Source organism: Novilysobacter longmucuonensis, assembly GCF_046600735.1.
GTDB classification, from domain to species: Bacteria; Pseudomonadota; Gammaproteobacteria; order Xanthomonadales; family Xanthomonadaceae; genus Novilysobacter_A; species Novilysobacter_A longmucuonensis.
On the sequence record NZ_JBJMAW010000008.1, the window covers coordinates 79,632 to 97,617 of the forward strand.

17 protein-coding genes and 1 pseudogene are annotated in these 17,986 nt (G+C 68.7%); 8 read left to right on the forward strand and 10 right to left on the reverse strand.

Annotated features, from left to right (window positions below; all coding sequences use genetic code 11):
• Positions 1-6: 6 nt before the first annotated feature.
• The 3 genes from ACJQWM_RS09475 to ACJQWM_RS09485 form a co-directional block, all read right to left on the reverse strand.
• A complete protein-coding gene (locus tag ACJQWM_RS09475) occupies positions 7-1,308 on the reverse strand; it encodes an NAD(P)/FAD-dependent oxidoreductase (protein ID WP_332704159.1) in 1,302 nt (433 codons plus the stop codon).
• Positions 1,309-1,317: 9 nt separating this feature from the next.
• Positions 1,318-2,580, reverse strand: coding sequence for a DUF418 domain-containing protein (locus ACJQWM_RS09480; protein ID WP_332704157.1), 1,263 nt, complete (start codon positions 2,578-2,580; stop codon positions 1,318-1,320).
• A gap of 148 nt (positions 2,581-2,728) precedes the next feature.
• Positions 2,729-3,208, reverse strand: a complete 480-nt coding sequence (locus ACJQWM_RS09485; protein WP_332704155.1) for an FKBP-type peptidyl-prolyl cis-trans isomerase — start codon at positions 3,206-3,208, stop codon at positions 2,729-2,731.
• 183 nt (positions 3,209-3,391) lie between these two features.
• On the opposite strand from ACJQWM_RS09485, the gene ACJQWM_RS09490 reads away from it, so the two are divergent.
• On the forward strand, positions 3,392-3,976 hold the full coding sequence (locus ACJQWM_RS09490; protein ID WP_411306785.1) for a C40 family peptidase: 585 nt from the start codon (positions 3,392-3,394) through the stop codon (positions 3,974-3,976).
• 162 nt (positions 3,977-4,138) lie between these two features.
• On the opposite strand, the gene ACJQWM_RS09495 is transcribed toward ACJQWM_RS09490, so the two are convergent.
• On the reverse strand, positions 4,139-4,687 hold the full coding sequence (locus tag ACJQWM_RS09495) for an acyl-CoA thioesterase (protein WP_332704153.1): 549 nt from the start codon (positions 4,685-4,687) through the stop codon (positions 4,139-4,141).
• A 366-nt stretch (positions 4,688-5,053) separates the two neighbouring features.
• On the opposite strand from ACJQWM_RS09495, the gene ACJQWM_RS09500 reads away from it, so the two are divergent.
• Positions 5,054-5,542 (forward strand): NUDIX hydrolase, encoded by a 489-nt coding sequence (locus tag ACJQWM_RS09500; protein ID WP_332704152.1) that lies wholly within the window; start codon positions 5,054-5,056, stop codon positions 5,540-5,542.
• A 38-nt stretch (positions 5,543-5,580) separates the two neighbouring features.
• Here ACJQWM_RS09500 and ACJQWM_RS09505 read toward each other — a convergent pair whose 3' ends face one another.
• Together ACJQWM_RS09505 and ACJQWM_RS09510 are read right to left on the reverse strand one after the other, a co-directional pair.
• Entirely contained in the window at positions 5,581-6,021 is a 441-nt protein-coding gene (locus tag ACJQWM_RS09505) for a GNAT family N-acetyltransferase (RefSeq protein WP_332704150.1), read from the reverse strand.
• Positions 6,018-7,310 carry a dicarboxylate/amino acid:cation symporter gene (locus ACJQWM_RS09510; RefSeq protein WP_332704148.1) on the reverse strand — a complete coding sequence of 431 codons (1,293 nt, stop codon included), beginning with the start codon at positions 7,308-7,310 and terminating at the stop codon, positions 6,018-6,020. Before ACJQWM_RS09510 ends, ACJQWM_RS09505 begins: the two co-directional genes overlap by 4 nt.
• A 161-nt stretch (positions 7,311-7,471) precedes the next feature.
• Between ACJQWM_RS09510 and ACJQWM_RS09515 the strand changes: the two genes are divergently transcribed.
• On the forward strand, positions 7,472-9,151 hold the full coding sequence (locus ACJQWM_RS09515; protein WP_332704146.1) for an alkaline phosphatase family protein: 1,680 nt from the start codon (positions 7,472-7,474) through the stop codon (positions 9,149-9,151).
• A gap of 142 nt (positions 9,152-9,293) precedes the next feature.
• On the opposite strand, the gene ACJQWM_RS09520 is transcribed toward ACJQWM_RS09515, so the two are convergent.
• On the reverse strand, positions 9,294-9,716 hold the full coding sequence (locus ACJQWM_RS09520; RefSeq protein ID WP_332704144.1) for a CopD family protein: 423 nt from the start codon (positions 9,714-9,716) through the stop codon (positions 9,294-9,296).
• Positions 9,717-9,834: 118 nt separating this feature from the next.
• Here ACJQWM_RS09520 and ACJQWM_RS09525 point away from each other — a divergent pair, with 118 nt between their 5' ends.
• Both ACJQWM_RS09525 and ACJQWM_RS09530 read left to right on the forward strand, forming a co-directional pair.
• On the forward strand, positions 9,835-10,449 hold the full coding sequence (locus ACJQWM_RS09525) for a class I SAM-dependent DNA methyltransferase (RefSeq protein WP_332704142.1): 615 nt from the start codon (positions 9,835-9,837) through the stop codon (positions 10,447-10,449).
• Positions 10,450-10,749: 300 nt separating this feature from the next.
• A complete protein-coding gene (locus ACJQWM_RS09530; protein WP_332704234.1) occupies positions 10,750-11,994 on the forward strand; it encodes a polyhydroxyalkanoate depolymerase in 1,245 nt (414 codons plus the stop codon).
• Positions 11,995-12,265: 271 nt separating this feature from the next.
• On the opposite strand, the gene ACJQWM_RS09535 is transcribed toward ACJQWM_RS09530, so the two are convergent.
• Together ACJQWM_RS09535 and ACJQWM_RS09540 are read right to left on the reverse strand one after the other, a co-directional pair.
• The gene (locus ACJQWM_RS09535) at positions 12,266-13,144 is read right to left on the reverse strand and encodes a universal stress protein (protein WP_332704140.1); all 879 of its coding nucleotides are present in this window, start codon (positions 13,142-13,144) and stop codon (positions 12,266-12,268) included.
• 18 nt (positions 13,145-13,162) lie between these two features.
• Complete coding sequence (locus ACJQWM_RS09540; protein ID WP_441004839.1) at positions 13,163-14,629, reverse strand: SulP family inorganic anion transporter; 1,467 nt, start codon at positions 14,627-14,629, stop codon at positions 13,163-13,165.
• 326 nt (positions 14,630-14,955) lie between these two features.
• Between ACJQWM_RS09540 and ACJQWM_RS09545 the strand changes: the two are divergent.
• A pseudogene (locus ACJQWM_RS09545) lies at positions 14,956-15,135 on the forward strand (HupB); the annotation flags it as partial.
• 234 nt (positions 15,136-15,369) lie between these two features.
• Entirely contained in the window at positions 15,370-16,194 is an 825-nt protein-coding gene (locus ACJQWM_RS09550) for a peptidylprolyl isomerase (protein WP_332704230.1), read from the forward strand.
• Positions 16,195-16,406: 212 nt separating this feature from the next.
• Here the strand turns inward: ACJQWM_RS09550 and speG are convergent, their stop codons facing one another.
• Positions 16,407-16,997 carry a spermidine N1-acetyltransferase gene (gene speG / locus ACJQWM_RS09555; RefSeq protein ID WP_332704138.1) on the reverse strand — a complete coding sequence of 197 codons (591 nt, stop codon included), beginning with the start codon at positions 16,995-16,997 and terminating at the stop codon, positions 16,407-16,409.
• A gap of 117 nt (positions 16,998-17,114) precedes the next feature.
• On the opposite strand from speG, the gene ACJQWM_RS09560 reads away from it, so the two are divergent.
• Entirely contained in the window at positions 17,115-17,945 is an 831-nt protein-coding gene (locus tag ACJQWM_RS09560; RefSeq protein ID WP_332704136.1) for a thiazole synthase, read from the forward strand.
• The last annotated feature ends 41 nt before the right edge of the window (positions 17,946-17,986 follow it).

Consider the following 17,986-nt stretch of genomic DNA (forward strand, 5'->3'; position numbering starts at 1 on the left):
CGCCGTTCAACCAAACCGCTCCACCCGATACGGCGTTGGATCGATCGCCGGCGCGCGCCCCGTCACCAGGTCCGCCACCAGCTGGCCGGTGCCGGCGCTCATGCTCACGCCCATCATGCCGTGGCCGGTGGCCAACCACAGGTGCGGCTGGTGCGGCACCCGGCCGATCACCGGGATGTCGTCGCAACTCATCGGTCGCCAGCCGAACCACTGCTCGCGCCGCTCCGGGCCGCCCGGCTGGTGCAGGTATTCGGCGGCACTGCGCTCGAGCGCGGCAAGCCGGCGTGCGTTGAGCGACTCGTCGAATCCGGAGAATTCCATCGTGCTGCCAAGCCGGAACCCGCTGGCCCATGCGGTCACGCACACGGTGCGCTCGCGCAGCACCAGCGGCCGCTTCGGCACCAGAGCTGGCGGATCGAAGGTGATCGAATAACCCTTGCCGGGCTGCAGCGCGTGCCTGAGCGCCGGCACACCGATGGCCGCGGCCATGCGCGGCGACCACGCGCCGGCCGCGATCACCGCATCACGCGCATGCAGTGTGCCGCGCGAGGTGCGCAGCCGGACACCGTGTCGGTCGGCGGCCAGGTCCTGCAGCGCGCACTGCTCGACGATGGTGCCGCCTCGTGCCCGAACCGCGCGGGCGAGCTCGGCGACGTAGCGCTCCGGTCGCAGCGCGGCGTCGCCATCGAAGCGGATCGCGCCAGCCACGCCTGGCTTCAGCGCCGGCTCCTTGGCCTGGTATGCCGCCCCGTCGATCGCCTCGACGGCAACGCCGAACTCGCGCAGGATCGCGATTTCCTCGCGTCCATGGGCGAAGGCGCGGGCATCGCGGAACACGTAGTCCAGGCCCGATTCCTCGAACTCGCAGTCCAGCCCATGGCGCTCGACCCAGTCGCCCAGCCGGATGCGCGAATCGTTGAGCAGCGCCGATTTGGCCACCGCGCTGGTCCGCCAGTCGCGCGTGTTGCAGCGCGCGGCAAAGCGCAGCAGCCAGCGCCACAGGCCGGGATCGAGCCGCGGCTGGACGTACAGCGGCGCATCCGGCGTCAGCATCCAGCGCAGCGCGCGGCCGACCATGCCGGGTGCCGCCAGCGGTGGGGCATGGCTCGGGGTGATCGTGCCGCAGTTGCCGTGCGAACTGCCGCCGCCGATGCGGCCGGCGTCGATCACCTGCACGCCGCGGCCGGCCTCCAGCAGCGCCAGCGCCGCCGCCAGGCCGATCACGCCGGCACCGACCACGACCACGTCCTCGCGCCCCGACGCTTCGCGGCCTGCTTCTTCGCGCCCCGCTTCTTCGCGATATTCCATCCGCGCAGTCTAAGCGGCGGCGCGCGCTCCGATGCGCAGTGGCGGCGTGCGCAGGTAGGTGAAGCTGCGCCACGCCCACTCGGCCGGACCGTGGCGGAACCGGGCCAGCCACCAGTGGCTCAGCACGACCTGCAATGCGAAGAACACCAGCGCGAACGGCACCTGCCACGCGCGCGACAATTGTTCGAAATAGCCGAGGCCATAGCCGGAGAAAACCAGCGTGCAGACGATCGACTGCAGCAGGTAGTTGCTCAGCGCCATGCGCCCGGCCGGCGCCAGCAGGCGCAACCCGGTCGCCAGCACCGCCGCATCGAGCGCCCGCAACACCCAGGCCAGGTAGCCCAGGCCCATCAGCACGCCGCCGAGCAGGTGCAGGTCCTTGGCCACCGCCCACGGCAGATCCATGCGATCGAAAGTGTCGACCGGCAGCAGCCGGAACGACACCAGCGTCATTGCCAGCCCGACCGGCAGCGCCACCCAGCGCAGGCCCGCGTACAGGCGCGGAAATTCCCGGGGCCGCGCGATCGCGCCGCTGCGCACGAACCAGGCGCCCCACAGGAACAACCCCAGGATCTGCCAGCCCATCATCAGGATGTTGCCCAGCACGACCGTGAAATCCTGCAGCCGCTGCGCGACCGCATCGAGATAGCTGCCCGAACCGTAGGCCTGGCGTTGCGCGGCGATCTGCTCGGTCATGACCCGCGCCTGCTCGGCGGTGACCTCGTCGAGTGCGGCCGCCGCGCTCGGCTCCAGTTGCATCAGCGAGCCCACCAGCCCGACCAGGCCGATCAGCCCGAGCGGCAGCAGGTACAGCGCGGTGCCCCATTTCGGCAACCGCGATTGCGGCGTATCGCGGAACAGCAGCAAGGCGAACGCGAGCAGCGCGTAGGTGGTGAGGATGTCGCCCGACCACACCAGCGCGGCGTGCGCCACGCCGATCACCAGCAAGCCGAGGGTGCGCCGCAGGTACAGGCCGGTGAACGCGCGGCCGGCCGCCTGGGCGCGCGTGATCATCACCGCGAAGCCCATGCCGAACAGCAGCGAGAACAGCGGGTAGAACTTGCCCTGGACGAACAGGTAAATCAGTCCGTCGGCCCAGCGGTCCGCGCCGCTCAGGGCCGGGTCCAGGCCGCTCAGCGACGCGAACAACGGGCCGGACAGGCCTTCGGTGTTCATCAGCAGGATGCCCAGCAGCGCGAACCCGCGCAGGACGTCCATGGCCTCGATGCGCTCCGATGCCGCCACCGGCATCAGGATCGTGCTTGCATTCATTGCTTCGGACCTCCCCGTCTCGAAGACACCATCATGCCGGTTATTGGCATGACCGCAATCGCCACTCCCACAGAGTCAGCGACGCAACCGGAATTCGCGTGCCCTCACCCCAACCCTCTCCCGCAAGCGGGAGAGGGGGCAAAGGCGTCTAGTGCTGGTGGCCGCCCTCACCGTGCACGTGACCGTGTTCGATCTCCTCGGCACTGGCCTCGCGCACCTCCACCAGCTCGATCGCGAAGCTCAGGTCCTTGCCGGCCATCGGGTGGTTGAGGTCGACGTCGACCACGCTCATGCCGACCTTCAGGATGGTCACCGCGCGCGGTCCGAAGTTGGTCGGCAGCACCGCCTGCATGCCCGGGTGCAGGCGCACGTCCTTGAAATGCTTCTTCGGCACGCGCTGGGTCAGCCCGTCCTGCCGCACGCCATAAGCGTCCGCCGCGGCCACGTCGACCTCGAACTTCTCGCCGGCCTCGCGGCCTTCCATCGCCTGCTCCAGGCCCGGGATGATGTTGCCGTGGCCGATCAGGATCGCCATCGGATCGCGGCCTTCGGAGGTTTCCAGCGTCTCCTGGCCCTGCTCGGACACGGAGTAGTGGAAGCGGACGACGCGATCTTTCTCGATTTTCATGCGGGGACTCGACTGTGGCTGCCCGTCGGCAGCGGAAAAGGTTCTGTAGAGCGGAGCTTGCTCCGCTGCTCCGGCATCTCGCGGGCAGAGCAGCCGGGCAAGCTCGGCCCTGCGGGAGCGGTCGCGTGCTGGTGACGGCGCAGCGGCTTGCCGCAAGCGGCGCAAACGGCCAATCTGGCGGCCATGAACGATGCTGCGCATTATCCCGGCTACACCACGTCCGCGCCAGCGCACAGCACGTGGCTCCTGCGAGTCGCCGTTGCGGCGCTGCTTTCGGTGATGCTTGCCGGCTGTGGCGGCGGCGCGCGTGATGCCACGGTCCGCGGCAACCCGTCAGCCACGGCCGACTGGGCGGTAGTCGCACCGGCCGATCCGGTCTCGGCCAACGCGGTGCTGATGCGCGCGATCAGCCTGGTCGGCACGCCCTACCGGTACGGCGGCGACAGTCCCGAGGGCGGGTTCGACTGCAGCGGACTGGTCAACTACGTCTATCGCGACATGCTCGATGTGCGACTGCCGCGGACCTCACGCGACCTGGCCGCCTACCAGGGGCCGAAGATCGCGCCGCGGCAGCTGACCGCCGCCGACCTGGTGTTCTTCGGCAGCGGCGGCACGGTCAGCCACGTCGGCATCTACCTCGGGGACGGCCGCTTCGTGCATGCGCCCAGCAGCGGCGGCACGGTGCGGCTGGACCATCTCGATGGCTACTACTGGCGCGACCACTACAGCGGCGCCAAACGGGTGCTGGGCCGGGCAAGCGCGAATTGACCAGGGCACTGTAGGAGCGGCTTCAGCCGCGATCGCTTCTGCCTCGAGGGAAATCGCGCGCGTCGCGAACGAGGATGGCAGCATCAATCGATGTCGCATGCGTCCGCCCTCGGCGACACCATCGCGGCTGAAGCCGCTCCTGCAAGCCCTCGACGCTCCACCCTACTGGGCTTCTCCGTGCCCGCTGTCGGCCTCGCGATAGCGCTGGACGGTCTGCTCGATGCCCTTGCTGAGCGCCATTACCTGCATCGCGTATTCGGCCAGCCGCTTGTCCTCGCCGCTCGCCGGCGTCCATGGCGGCACCGGCACCGGCCGGCCCTCGACCTCGTCCAGCGCGACGAACACGATTACGCAATGCGTGCACAGCCGCTCCCGCGCGGCGCTGCCGCGTGCGAAGCCCGGATCGCGCGCGAGCACGTCGACCGCGAAATGCATGCTGCTGGTGCCGGTGTGGACCAGCTTGGCGCGCACCGTCACCAGGTCGCCGATCCGCACCGGCGCCACGAAGCGGATGCCGCCGACCGCGACCGTCACGCTGTACTGCCCGCTCCAGCCGACCGCCGCGGCGTAGCCGGCCTGGTCGATCCACTTCATCACCACCCCGCCGTGCACCTTGCCGCCGTAGTTGACGTCGGCTGGCTCGGCCAGGAAGCGCAGCACCAGCTCGCGTTGCTGGCCGGCCTCGCCGTCCGGCGCTGGAGTGCTGACCATGGTTGACCTCCTGTTGCCGTGGTATGGAGCAGCCTGCCGACCTGCGCGTGGTGACGGCATGACCGCGGCGATGCCCAGTTTCGTAGGAGCGGCTTCAGCCGCGAGCTCTTGATTGAGGCAAGGGCATTTGACACGGATCAGGAAAAAAAGGCGGATCAAGCGATTCAAGCTTTCCCTGCACAGAAGGCTTTTGCCTTTATCCGCCATTTTTCGCTCTGATCCGTGTCAAAGGTTTTTGCCCCCAGATTGAGACTGAAGCCGCTCCTACCAGGCACCGGCTCGCTGGCCGGGATCGGAGCAATTGACCACACTGTCGCATCGCTCACGCCGATTCGGCGTGCCGCCCAGCCTCCATGGACCTGCACGATGCCCTATACCCCGATCGTCGCCACCCTGGGATACGTGCTTTCGCCTGACGGCCGCCAGGTGCTGCTGGTGCACCGCAACGCCCGACCCGGCGACCAGCACCTGGGAAAGTACAACGGCCTGGGCGGCAAGATCGAGGCCGACGAGGACGTGCTGGCCGGCATGCGCCGCGAGATATCCGAGGAGGCCGGCATCGCCTGCGAGGCAATGTCGCTGCGCGGCACGATCAGCTGGCCGGGCTTTGGCAAGCACGGCGAGGACTGGCTCGGTTTCATCTTCGTGGTCACTCGCTTCCGCGGCACGCCACTGGATTGCAACCCGGAAGGCACGCTGGAATGGGTCGCGCTGGACCGGCTCGACGCGCTGCCGATGTGGGAAGGCGACCGCGAGTTCCTGCCGCTGGTGTTCGACGCCGACCCCCGCCCGTTCCACGGCGTCATGCCGTATCGCGAGGGGCGGATGCTGAGCTGGCAGTATTCTCGGTTATGAACCGCGGATGTGACTGGCGGATGTGAGGTGCGTAGCGATCACACCCGCTCGCGCATCGTGTAGTCCATGCCCACCGAGAACGGTCCGGTCTCGACGAATCCGTACCTGGCGTACAAATGCCTGGCATCACCATCGGCAAACAGCGAGACGCTGGCCGACGCCGGCGCGTGGGCGCGCAACCACGCATCCAGTGCGTCCATGATCCGCTTGCCGAGCCCGCGCTTCTGGTGGGCCGGCTCGACCGCGATGTCCACCACCAGGAAGAAGCATCCGCCGTCGCCGATGATCCGGCCCATGCCGATCACGTCCCCGTGGTGCAGCACGCTGACGCCGAACAAGGTGTTGCGCAGTCCGCGCTCGGCGGCATCGGCCGACTTGGCCGACAGGCCGGTGGCGACGCGCAGGCGGCGATAGTCGTCGCGGTCGGGAAAGCGTTCGAGCAGCGTGTAGCCGTCGGCCGTGTCGGTCGGGGCACTCACGACACCGCCTCGCGTGATTCGGCCGCGTCGCCCTCGGTCACCCCGACATTGCTCGACGCCGCGTCGTAGACCGCGCTGTCGAGCAGCCCGGTTTCCCGCGCCACCAGCACCGGCACCAGCATCTGCCCGGTGACGTTGGTCATGGTGCGCATCATGTCGAGCACGCGGTCGATCGCGACCACGAAACCAATCCCCTCCAGCGGCAGGCCGGCGGCGCTCAGCACCAGGGTCACCATCACGATCGCGGTGCCGGGCACGCCGGCGGTGCCGAAGCTGCCGAGCACCGAGGCGATCAGGATGATCAGGTACTGGGTCGGCTCCAGGGTCAGACCGAAATACTGGGCGACGAAGATCGAGGTCAGCGCCGGGTAGATCGCGCCGCAGCCGTCCATCTTGATGCTCGCGCCCAGCGGCACCGCGAACGCGGCGTAGTCGCGGTCCACGCCGAGGTTGTGGGTGACCGAGCGCAGCGCGACCGGCAGCGAGGCGAAACTCGACGAACTGGCGAACGCCACCTGCATGCCCGGCGCGGCGCCGCGGAAGAACCGCAGCGGGTTGAGCCCATGCGCCAGCAGCAGGCCGCCGTACGTCAGCACGATGTGCAGCGCGCAGGCCAGGTACAGCGCAAACACGAAATTGCCCAGCGGCAGCAGCTTCTCGAACCCGTAGGCGCCGACCAGCGCGGCAATCAGGCCGAAGGTACCCAGCGGGGTCACCTCGAGTACGAAGCGGGTCACCTGGATCATCACGTCGCTGGCCTCGCCCACCAGCCGGCGGATACCGGTGGTCTTCTCACCGAGTTTCACCAGCGCGAACCCGACCAGGCCGGCGAACACGATCACCTGCAGGATCTTGCCCTCGCTCAGCGCCCGGAACGGGTTACCCGGGACCACGTCGAGCAGCACCTGCACCGGCGAGGGCAGTTCGCGCACGGTGTAGTCCGGCGCCATGCTCAGCCCGGCCACGCCGATGCCGGGCTGCAGCACCCAACCCACGCCCAGTCCGATGCAGACCGCCAGCGCGGCGGTGACCGCGAACCACAGGAACGTGCGCCCGCCGAGCAGGGCCACCGATTTCTGCCCGTGCAGCGAGGCGACCGCGTTCATCACCGCAAAGAACACCAACGGCACCGCGATCATCTTGATCAGGGTGACGTACAGCGTGCCGAGCGGGCCGAACCAAGTCTCCGCCGCCGGGCCGAACGCCCAACCCGCCAGCGCGCCCAGCACGAAGCCGGCCAGCACGCGCTGCCAGAACGGGATGCGGAGCCAGGCGTGGACCAGTCTCATCGGCGAACCTTCGTCGGCCCGGGCCGGCCGCTTGCATGGTGAGTATCGGATCAGCACCTTAGCGGAGGCACCGGCCAGCGGCGAGTGCACGCACGCGCCACACCATCCCACAGCGGCAACAGTCGCGCGGCATAATCGGGTTTTCCGCCAGGTTCCTGCCGATGCTCCCACCGCGCGCCGCGTGTCTCGCCCTCGCCGCCACCGTACTGGCCGGCGCCTGCGCCGGCGCGCCGCCGTCCCGGCCCGATCAGGTGGGCGCGGCGCCGCTTGCCAGCGCCGCGCCCGCCAGCGCAATCGTGGTCACCGTGCCCCCGATCACCCGCCCCGACGGCGAAACCGCCGCGTGGTGGTTCCGCGACGGCGCCGCGCAGGCGGCCGCGCGGGGCGCGATGAGCGGCCGCGCGAAGAACGTGATCCTGTTCGTCGGCGACGGCATGAGCCTGACCACGGTCTCCGCCGCGCGCATCCTCGATGGCCAGAACCGCGGTGGAACCGGCGAAGAGCACCGCCTGGGCTGGGAGCACTACCCTGCCACCGCGCTGGCCAGGACCTACAACACCGACACCCAGACCCCCGACTCGGCCGGCACGATGACCGCGATGGCGACGGGAGTGAAGACCCGCAGCGGCGTGGTCAACGTCGGCCCGTCAGCCCTGCACGGCGACTGTGCCGGCGCGCAGCAGGTACCGCTACTGTCGCTGTGGGAACTCGCCGCCGAAGCCGGCATGGCCACCGGCGTGGTCAGTACCGCGCGCCTCACCCACGCCACCCCGGCGGCCACCTTCGCCCGCGTGGCCGACCGCGGCTGGGAAAGCGATGCCGACCTGCCGGCCGCGGCCAAGCGCGCCGGCTGCATCGACATCGCCCGCCAGCTCATCGAAACCCCGTTCGGGCACGGGCCGGAGGTGCTGCTGGGCGGCGGCCGGAGCAACTTCACGACCGCCGCCCAGGCCGATCCCGAATATCCCGCCCTGACCGGCCGCCGCCGCGACGGCCGCGACCTGGTCGCCCGCTGGCGGCAGGCCCATCCCGACGGCGCCTACGTGTGGAACGTCGCGCAACTGGCCGACGCGCCGGCCCACGCACCGCTGCTGGGGCTGTTCGAGCCCTCGCACATGCAGTACGAGCACGACCGCCCGCGCGACGCGGCCGGCGAACCGAGCCTGGCCGAGATGACCCGCGCCGCGATCGAGCGCCTGCAGCGCGACGAAGACGGCTACCTGCTGCTGGTCGAAGCCGGCCGCATCGACCACGCCCACCACGCCAGCAACGCCTACCGGGCACTGGACGACACGATCGCGATGAGCGAAGCGGTGGCGCTCGCCAATCAGCTGACCTCCGCCGACGACACCCTGATCGTGGTCACCGCCGACCATTCGCACACCCTGGGCTTCGCCGGCTATCCGCAACGCGGCAACCCGATCCTCGGCCTGGTGCGCGAAGCCCCCGCCCGGCCCGGTGCGGAGGCAGAACTGACCCGGGACGCGGACGGCCTGCCCTACACCACGCTGAGCTACGGCAATGGCCCGGGCCACGTCGAACCTGCCCCGGGCCAGACCGGGCGTCCCGACCTGCGCGAGGTCGACACCCAGCATCCGGACTACCTGCAGGAAGCGCTGGTCCCGCTGGCCAGCGAATCGCACGGTGGCGACGATGTCGGCATCTGGGCACGCGGCCCCGGCAGCGACGCGGTGCGTGGCAGCGTCGAGCAGAGCGCGGTATTCCATTTCATGCTGCAGGCAACCCCGCACCTGCGCCAAGCGCTATGTGCCAGGGACCTGTGCGACACGAACGGCGTACCGGTGGAACTGCCGGCCCCGGCCGAGTTCATCGCCGACTGACAGCACGGAAGCTGCTGTGGTCCCCCTCTTTGGAAAAGAGGGGCCAGGGGAGATTTGCTCTGGCGTTTCGTTCTCCGCTCTTCTCACTGGCATCCCCGGAGCCGAGCCACGTTCCGTGCCCCAGCCACGAAGCAGGAATGCGTCAGAACGGCTTGCCCAGCACCAGCCACACGATCGCCACCAGCAGCAGCACCGGCAGTTCGTTGAACCAGCGCAGCGCCTTGGCCGACGGCAGTGCGCGTCCGGCGTCCACGCCTTTCAACCAGCGCCCGGCGACGACGTAGTGAGCCAGCAGCAGCACCACCAGCGCCAGCTTGGCGTGCAGCCAGCCGCCGACCACGCCGAAATGCAGCCACAGCACCAGCCCGAGCGCGATCGCCAGGCCGAACATCACGTGGCCGAAGCGATACAGCCGCCGCCCCATCAGCACCAGCCGCGCCCGCACCGCCGGGTCCTCGCCGGCCTCGGCCAGATTGACCAGGATGCGCGGCAGGTAGAACGCCGCCGCCAGGCCGCCGATCACGAACACCAGGTGCAGGGTGATGGTCCAGACGTAAACGTTCATTCGGCAGGTTCCTCGGACAATTCGGCAGCAATGGCGCGATAGCATCGCATGGCGCACGGTCGGCTTCGGGTCCCGGGCTTTCCCGTTTTCCGTTTTCCGTTTTTCCGTCTACCCCTCAATGACCAAACACTACGACGCCACCTACTTCGAACGCTGGTATCGCGATCCCGCGCTGAAGGCGCAGGCGATCGGCGGCCGCGCGCGGCTGTCGCGCAAGGTCGCACTGGCGGTCGCCACCGCCGAGTACCACCTGGAACGGCCGCTACGCAGCGTGCTCGACATCGGTTGCGGCGAAGGCGCGTGGCGCGCGCCGCTGCTGAAACTGCGGCCGAAGGCCCAGTACCTGGGATTCGACAGCAGCGAGTACGCGATCGGCCGCTTCGGTGCGCGCCGCAACCTGCATCACGCGCGTTTCGGTGACTTCCAGCACCTGCGGCCGTGCCCGCCGGCCGACCTGCTGATCTGCAGCGACGTGCTGCATTACCTCGAAACGCGTGAACTCGACCGTGGTCTGGCGGCGCTGGCCGAGCTGTGCGGCGGGGTCGCGTTCCTGGAAACGTTCACGCGCGAGGACGGCATCGACGGCGACACCCACGGCTTCAGGCGCCGCCCGGCGCGCTTTTACCGGCAGCGCTTCGAGGCCGTCGGCCTCACGCCGCTGGGCTCCCACCTGTGGCTGGCGCCGGCCCTACGCGAAGGCGCCGCCACGCTGGAAATCCCCGACCGCCTGTAGGAGCGCCCCATGGCCGCGATCGCTCGACTACGGCTGCCGGTCGCGGGCATGGCCCGCTCCTACAACAGCACGTCGCCTTTGTAGGAGCGGCTCTTAGCCGCGAGCCTTTCGTTCAGATCGCGAAAATCGCCCCCATCCGAATGCAGGAGCGCTCCCGATCCCGATCTCACGAGCACGGAGACGGTGCACAGAGCGCGGCTGAGAGCCGTTTTGACAAAGGCCGATCCGGTTCACGTTTCGGCCATCCCGATCCGCTACGCTGCACCGCAACATGATCCGTCAACAGGGGAACGGGGAATGATGCTCTACCAGATGCACGAACTCGGCCGCGCATGGATGGCGCCGATGACTTACTGGGCCGACGCCAGTGCCAAGATGTTCGGCGCCTCCGGCAGCTGGCTGTCGACCCTGCCCGGGGCCTCGCGCCTGGCCGCCGGCTACGAGTTGATGTACCGCATCGGCAAGGACTACGAGAAGCCCGAGTTCGGCATCCACTCGCTCGACATCGACGGCCAGGTTTACCCGGTGATCGAACGCGAGATGCTGCGCAAGCCGTTCTGCCGCCTGCTGCGCTTCAAGCGCTATGCCGACGACGCCGGCAACATCGCCGAGCTCAAGGACGATCCGCCGGTGCTGGTGGTCGCACCGCTGTCGGGCCACCACAGCACGCTGCTGCGCGACACCGTGCGCACGTTGCTGCGCGACCACAAGGTCTACATCACCGACTGGACCGACGCACGCATGGTGCCGGCCGGCGACGGCACGTTCTCGCTGGACGACTACGTCGGCTACATCCAGGATTTCATCCGCGCCATCGGTGCCGAAAACCTGCACGTGATCAGCGTGTGCCAGCCGACCGTGCCGGTGCTCGCGGCGGTGTCGCTGATGGCCGCGCGTGGCGAGCCCACGCCGCGCTCGCTGGTGATGATGGGCGGGCCGATCGACACCCGCGAAAGCCCCACGCAGGTCAACGACCTGGCGGTGCAGCGGCCGCTGTGGTGGTTCGAGCACAACGTCATCCACCACGTGCCGGCGAACTACCCCGGCCACGGCCGTCGGGTGTACCCGGGCTTCCTGCAGCACGGCGGCTTCATGGCGATGAACCCCGAGCGCCATGCGCAATCGCACTGGGAATTCTATCAGGACCTGCTGAAGGGCGACCTGGAAGACGCCGAGTCGCACCGCCGGTTCTACGATGAATACAACGCCGTGCTCGACATGCCGGCCGAGTACTACCTCGACACGATCCGCGTGGTGTTCCAGCAGCACCTGCTGCCGCGGGGCCTGTGGGAGATCGATGGCGAGCGCGTCGACCCCGGTGCGATCAAGGGCACCGCGCTGCTGACCATCGAGGGCGAGCTCGACGACATCTCCGGCCAGGGCCAGACCCGCGCCGCGCACAAGCTGTGCACCGGCATCGCCGAGCAGGACCAGCAGCACCTGGAGGTCCACGGCGCCGGACACTATGGCATCTTCAGCGGCCGCCGCTGGCGCGAGCAGGTGTACCCGCAGGTGCGCGACTTCATCGCGCGCTACGCCGACTGAAGCGTCGCACCTGCCCTCCGCCCGGAATCTCTCGCTGCGCGGCTCTGCCCCTGTAGGAGCGGCTTTAGCCGCGATCGGGCTGCGGTGTGGCGGAAAATCCTTGACGCGGATCAGAGCTAAAAAGGCGCGGATCAGAGCGCATAGAGCTTTTCTGGATATTTGTCCGCTCTGATCTGCCTTTTTTGTCCTGATCCGTGTCAGTGCCTTTGGGTTCTATCCGACGAGGGCAACAACTCGCGGCTGAAGCCGCTCCTGCAGCGGATCGGTAAAGTCAGCGCAACAGCAGCACCGGAATCTGGCACTCGCGCAGCATCGCCGTGGTGGTGCTGCCGACGATCAGCTGGCGGATGCGCGAGTGGCCGTAGGCGCCCATGACCAGCACGCCGATCGCGTGTTCGCGCACGTAGGCGCCGATCACGGTTTCCGGCTCGCCGGCGATCAGTGCGCTGCACACGTCGAATCCCGCCTGCGACAGGACACCTTCGGCTTCCTGCAGCTGAGCGCTGGCCTGCGTGCTTTCGGCCCCGACCATCACCAGATGCACCTGCAGCCCGCGGAACAGGGGGCTCGCAGCGACCATCTCCACGCCCTTGCGCGTGGTCGCGCTGCCGTCGAACGCGACCAGCACGCGGTCGATTGGTTTGAATGCGCGCGAGACCACCAGCAGCGGCCGGTGCACCGCGCGCACCGTGCGCTCCAGGTTCCCGCCCAGGTGCCCTTTCGCAAAGTCCGCGTGTTCGCCGCGCTTGCCGAGCACGAACAGCCGCACGTCCGCCTCCAGCTCGGTCAACGTGTCGACCAGCCCACCGTGGCGCTGGCGGGCGTCGATCTCGGTCGCGCCGGCCTCGCCGGCCATGCGCTTGACCTCCTGCAGCAGCAGACGCCCCTGCTCCTGCGCGATCGTGCTGCGGCGCTCGTCCAGGCTGGCCAGTTCGTGCAGCAACTCCTCCTTCTCGCCGAGCTTGAGGTTGCCGCTGTAGTCCGCGGTCGGCGTGGTTTCCGGATGACGGTCGAGCACATGCACGAACTGCAGCGGCGCGCCCAGCCGCGAAGCCGCCCATGCGGCGTGGCAGGCCACGCTCTCGGTGTAGATCGAGCGATCGACGGCGGCCAGTACGCAGCCTTCGGTGTGGATCAGGGACGTATTCATCGCATAGCTCCTCAAGTCTCAGTGCCCGGACAGGCGTTCGACCGCGTCGGGTTTGTCGTGCACGCCGAGCCGGTCGACCAGGGTCGTGCTCGCCTCGTCCATGCCGACCAGTTCGACTTCGGTGCCCTCGCGGCGGAACTTCAACACCACCTTGTCGAGCGCACCGACCGCGCTCAGGTCCCAGAAGTGCGCGCGGCCGACATCGATCCGCACCCGCTGCAGTACTTCCTTGAAATCGAACGCGGCGATGAAGCTCTCCGCCGAGGCGAAGAACACCTGCCCGATGACCGTGTAGTGCCGCGCCGCACCCTCTTCGGCGGCGGCCGAGCCCACGTGCAGCACGCGCCCGACCTTGCGCGCGAAGAACAGCGCCGACAGCAGCACGCCGGTCAGCACGCCCTTGGCCAGGTCATGGGTGAACACGGTGACGATGACCGTGGCGATCATCACCATGCTCGAGGACTTCGGGTGGGTGCGCAGGTCGCGCACCGAGGCCCAGCTGAAGGTGCCGATCGCGACCATGATCATCACCGCGACCAGGGCCGCCATCGGGATCACCCTGACCCACTCGGCAGCGAAAACCACCAGCACCAGCAGCACCACACCGGCCACCAGCGTCGACAACCGCCCGCGGCCGCCGGACTTCACGTTGATCACCGACTGCCCGATCATCGCGCAGCCGGCCATGCCGCCGACGAAACCCGAGGCGATGTTGGCGATGCCCTGGCCGGTCGACTCGCGGTTCTTGTCGCTGGGCGTGTCTGTGAGGTCGTCGACGATCTGCGCGGTCAGTTGCGACTCCAGCAGGCCGACCACCGCCAGCGTCGCGGCCACCGGCAGGATGATCCACAGCGTCTCCAGGTTAAGCGGCACGTCCGGCAGCAGGAACACCGGCAGGCTGTCGGGCAGCTCGCCCATGTCGCCGACGGTGCGGATGTCGAGGTTGAGCAGCAGCGCCAGCACGGTCAGCACCACGATCGCGACCAGCGGCGAGGGAATCGTGCGGGTCAGGTACGGGAACAGATAGATGATGCCGAGCCCGGCGGCGGTCATCGCGTACACCGTCCAGGGCATCCCGGTCAGTTCCGGCAATTGCGCCATGAAGATCAGTATCGCCAGGGCGTTCACGAAACCGGTGATGACCGAACGCGAGACGAAGCGCATCAGCGTGGCGAGCTTGAACACGCCGGCGAGGATCTGCAGCACGCCGGTCAGCAGGGTCGCGGCGAGCAGGTACTGCAAACCGTGATCGCGCACCAGCGTGACCATCAGCAGCGCCATCGCGCCGGTGGCAGCCGAGATCATGCCGGGCCGGCCGCCGGTGAAGGCGATGACCACCGCGATGCAGAACGAGGCGTAGAGGCCGACCTTGGGATCGACCCCGGCGATGATCGAGAACGCGATCGCCTCCGGAATCAGCGCCAGGGCGACGACGAGGCCGGCGAGCACGTCGCCGCGGATGTTTCCGAGCCAGTCGCGGCGCAGATGAGATGTGATGTCCAAAAAGAATTTTCCCGACGCCCGGCGATGGACCAGGCGAAAAAAGCCATACAAGACCCCGCGCCTTGATCGAGGCACGCGCGCAGTGATGAAGCGACGCTAGGGTGGCGTGGACACGGGAGATGGGAACCGGAAAAGATGAATGGCGGCCGCAAGCTGCACGGGGCCGCGCGGCATTGTACCCGACCGCTGACCCGCCCCCCGGCCTCCACGCTCTGCCGGGCGACGTTGGCGTCTTGCCGTCGGCTTAACCCGCTGCGCGTTAATACGAACCCGCGCCGCCCCCCTTCGCGACGCCTGGAGGAGCCCCCATGCCCCGTGGCGAGAAATCCGCATACACCGACAAGCAGAAGCGCAAGGCCGAGCACATCGAGGACAGCGAACTCGAGCAGGGCCGTTCCAAGGACGATGCCGAGCGCATCGCCTGGGCGACGGTCAACAAGCAGGACGGCGGCGGCAAGCAATTGGGCTCTGGTCGCGACGATCGCAAGCACCACTGACCGGCGGCCGCTGGCCGTGGCGGCCGGCGCTGGGCACAATCGGGCGCACCTCTCGTGGAGCGCCCTTCAATGTCCCAGCCATCGCTGCTGCCGTCCGTCCTGCTGGTCTCGATCATGATGCCGATCATGCTGCTGCCCGGCTGCGCCACCACCCAGGGCGCCACCAGTCAGGCTGGTTCCGAACAAAGCGCGGCCGGCAGCACGGCGCCGGTGCAGGCGCGCTCGATGCAGGAAATCCTCGATGCGTCCGGCCCGAGCGACTGGCGCGCGCCCGATCCGGCCGACACGCTTTACCTGGAACTCGACAGCGGCCGCGTGGTGATCGAACTGGCGCCAGACTTCGCCCCCGAGCACGTCGGCAACATACGCACCCTGGCGCGCGAGGGTTACTGGGACGGCATGAGCATCAACCGCTCGCAGGACAACTTCGTCGTGCAGTGGGGCGATCCGGCGCAGGACGCGTCCGCGCGCAGGCCGCTGGGCAGCGCCCGGGCCGAACTGCCAGCCGAATTCGCGCGATCCAGTGAAGGGCTGGACTTCCACCGCCTGCCCGATGCCGACGGCTGGGCACCGGAGGTGGGCTTTGTCGACGGCTTCCCGGCCGCGCGCCATCCGCGCGCGGGGACCGCCTGGCTGGCGCACTGCTACGGCATGGTCGGCGCCGGCCGCGACATCACCGCCGACTCCAGCAACGGCACCGAGCTCTACGTCGTCATTGGCCAGTCGCCGCGCCAACTCGACCTCAACATCACCCTGGTCGGCCGCGTGATCGACGGCATCGAGCGCCTGTCGGTGCTGCCGCGCGGCACCGGGCCGCTGGGGTTCTACGAGGACCCGGCGCAGCGCACCCCGATCCGCGCCATCCGCCTGGCCTCCGAGGTGCCCGAGGGCGAACGCAGCGCGCTGGAAGTGCTGCGTACCGACACGCCGCTATTCGACGAACTCATCGAAGCCCGCCGCAACCGCCGCGACGACTGGTACAAGGTCCCGGCCGGGCACATCGACCTGTGCAACGTGCCGGTGCCGGTGAGGGGGGCTGGCGGCAACTGATCGGCCGCTTGAGGCTCCCTCCTTGGACAAAGGAGGGCTGGGGAGGATTTGCTCTTGCTCTGGCGTGCGCCCCCTTCGGGCCGGAAGCAAATCTCCCCCAACCCCTCTTTTCCAAAGAGGAGAGCAAACACCGCGCCCTTGGCGTCGGGCAGACGATGAAGGCCCGGCATACTCACCGTTCCCCGTTCCCGCTTCACTATTCCCCGCCCCAATCAGGCATCGCGCCGCTGCTCGTCCCGCCCCAGGGCCTCGTGCTGGAATACGCACATGCGGACCACGCTGCGATAGCGGCCGTCGCTGAAGTATTCGTCGACCAGCACGCCCTCGCGCTTGAACCCGGCGCCCTCGTAGATGCGGATCGCGCGGGCGTTGTCGACATCGACCAGCAGGTAGAGCTTGTAGAGGTTCAGCACCCGGAACGCGTAGTTGATCGCGCTGTGGGTGGCGGCGGTGGCGAAGCCGCGGCCCTGCTGCTCGGGCGAGACCATGATCAGGAACTCGGCGCGCCGGTGCAGGTGGTCGATCTCGACCAGCTCGACCAGGCCCACGCGCTGGTGTTCGTGCCCATGCTCAGCGCTCTCGATGATGAAGCGACGCTCGGACTGGTCGTGGATGTGCTTGCGGTAGAGCTCCTCGAGTTCGACGAATGATTCGTACGGCTCCTCGAACCAGTAGCCCATCACCGCGCGATTGTTGTTGAGCAGGTGGACGAAGTGCAGGTCGCTGCGCTCGAGCGGGCGCAACTGCACCGGCGGCAGCGAGGCGGGACGCGGGCCGGGCCCGGGGGACGAAGTGGGGTTCATCAGCGAAGCCTAGCTGACCGGCGCGAAGATTCCGTGGCGGCGGCTGACCGGGTGCGATGTCCGCCAACGGCGCAGGCAGCGCGGGACCACGCGCCGCACGGATGCGATAATCCCACCATGACCGCGCATGCCTCCCCCGACAGTCCCACCCCGCCCGCTCCCCTCACCGCCGACGCCCCGCTGGTCATCGCCGGCCGGCACTACCGCTCGCGGCTGCTCACCGGCACCGGCAAGTTCACCGGTCCGGAGCAGACCCGCCTGGCCACCCAGGCGGCCGGAGCCGAAATCGTCACCGTCGCGATCCGCCGCAGCAATATCGGCCAGAACCCGGACGAGCCGAACCTGCTCGACGTGCTGCCGCCGGACAGGTACACGATCCTGCCCAACACCGCCGGCTGCTACACCGCCGACGATGCGGTGCGCACCTGCCGGCTGGCGCGCGAGCTGCTCGACGGCCGCAGCCTGGTCAAGCTGGAAGTGCTCGGCGATGCGCGCACGCTGTTCCCCGACGTGGTGCAGACCCTGGCCGCGGCCGAGACGCTGGTCAGGGAAGGCTTCGAGGTGATGGTCTACACCTCCGATGACCCGCTGCTGGCGCGCCGGCTGGAGGAGATCGGCTGCGTGGCGGTGATGCCGCTGGCCGCGCCGATCGGTTCGGGCCTGGGCATCCAGAACAAGTGGAACCTGATTGAGATAGTCGAGAACGCCAAGGTGCCGATCATCGTCGACGCCGGGGTCGGCACCGCCTCGGACGCGGCGATCGCGATGGAACTGGGCTGCGACGGGGTGCTGATGAATACCGCGATCGCCGGTGCCAGGGACCCGGTGCTGATGGCGCATGCAATGAGGCTCGCGGTCGAGGCCGGACGTGCGGCGTTCAGCGCCGGGCGCATTCCGCGCAAGCGGTTTGCGAGTGCGTCCAGTCCGGTGGATGGGTTGATCGGGTGATGGGGATGTCGGCCGCGGTTGTAACCCATCCCCACCCAACC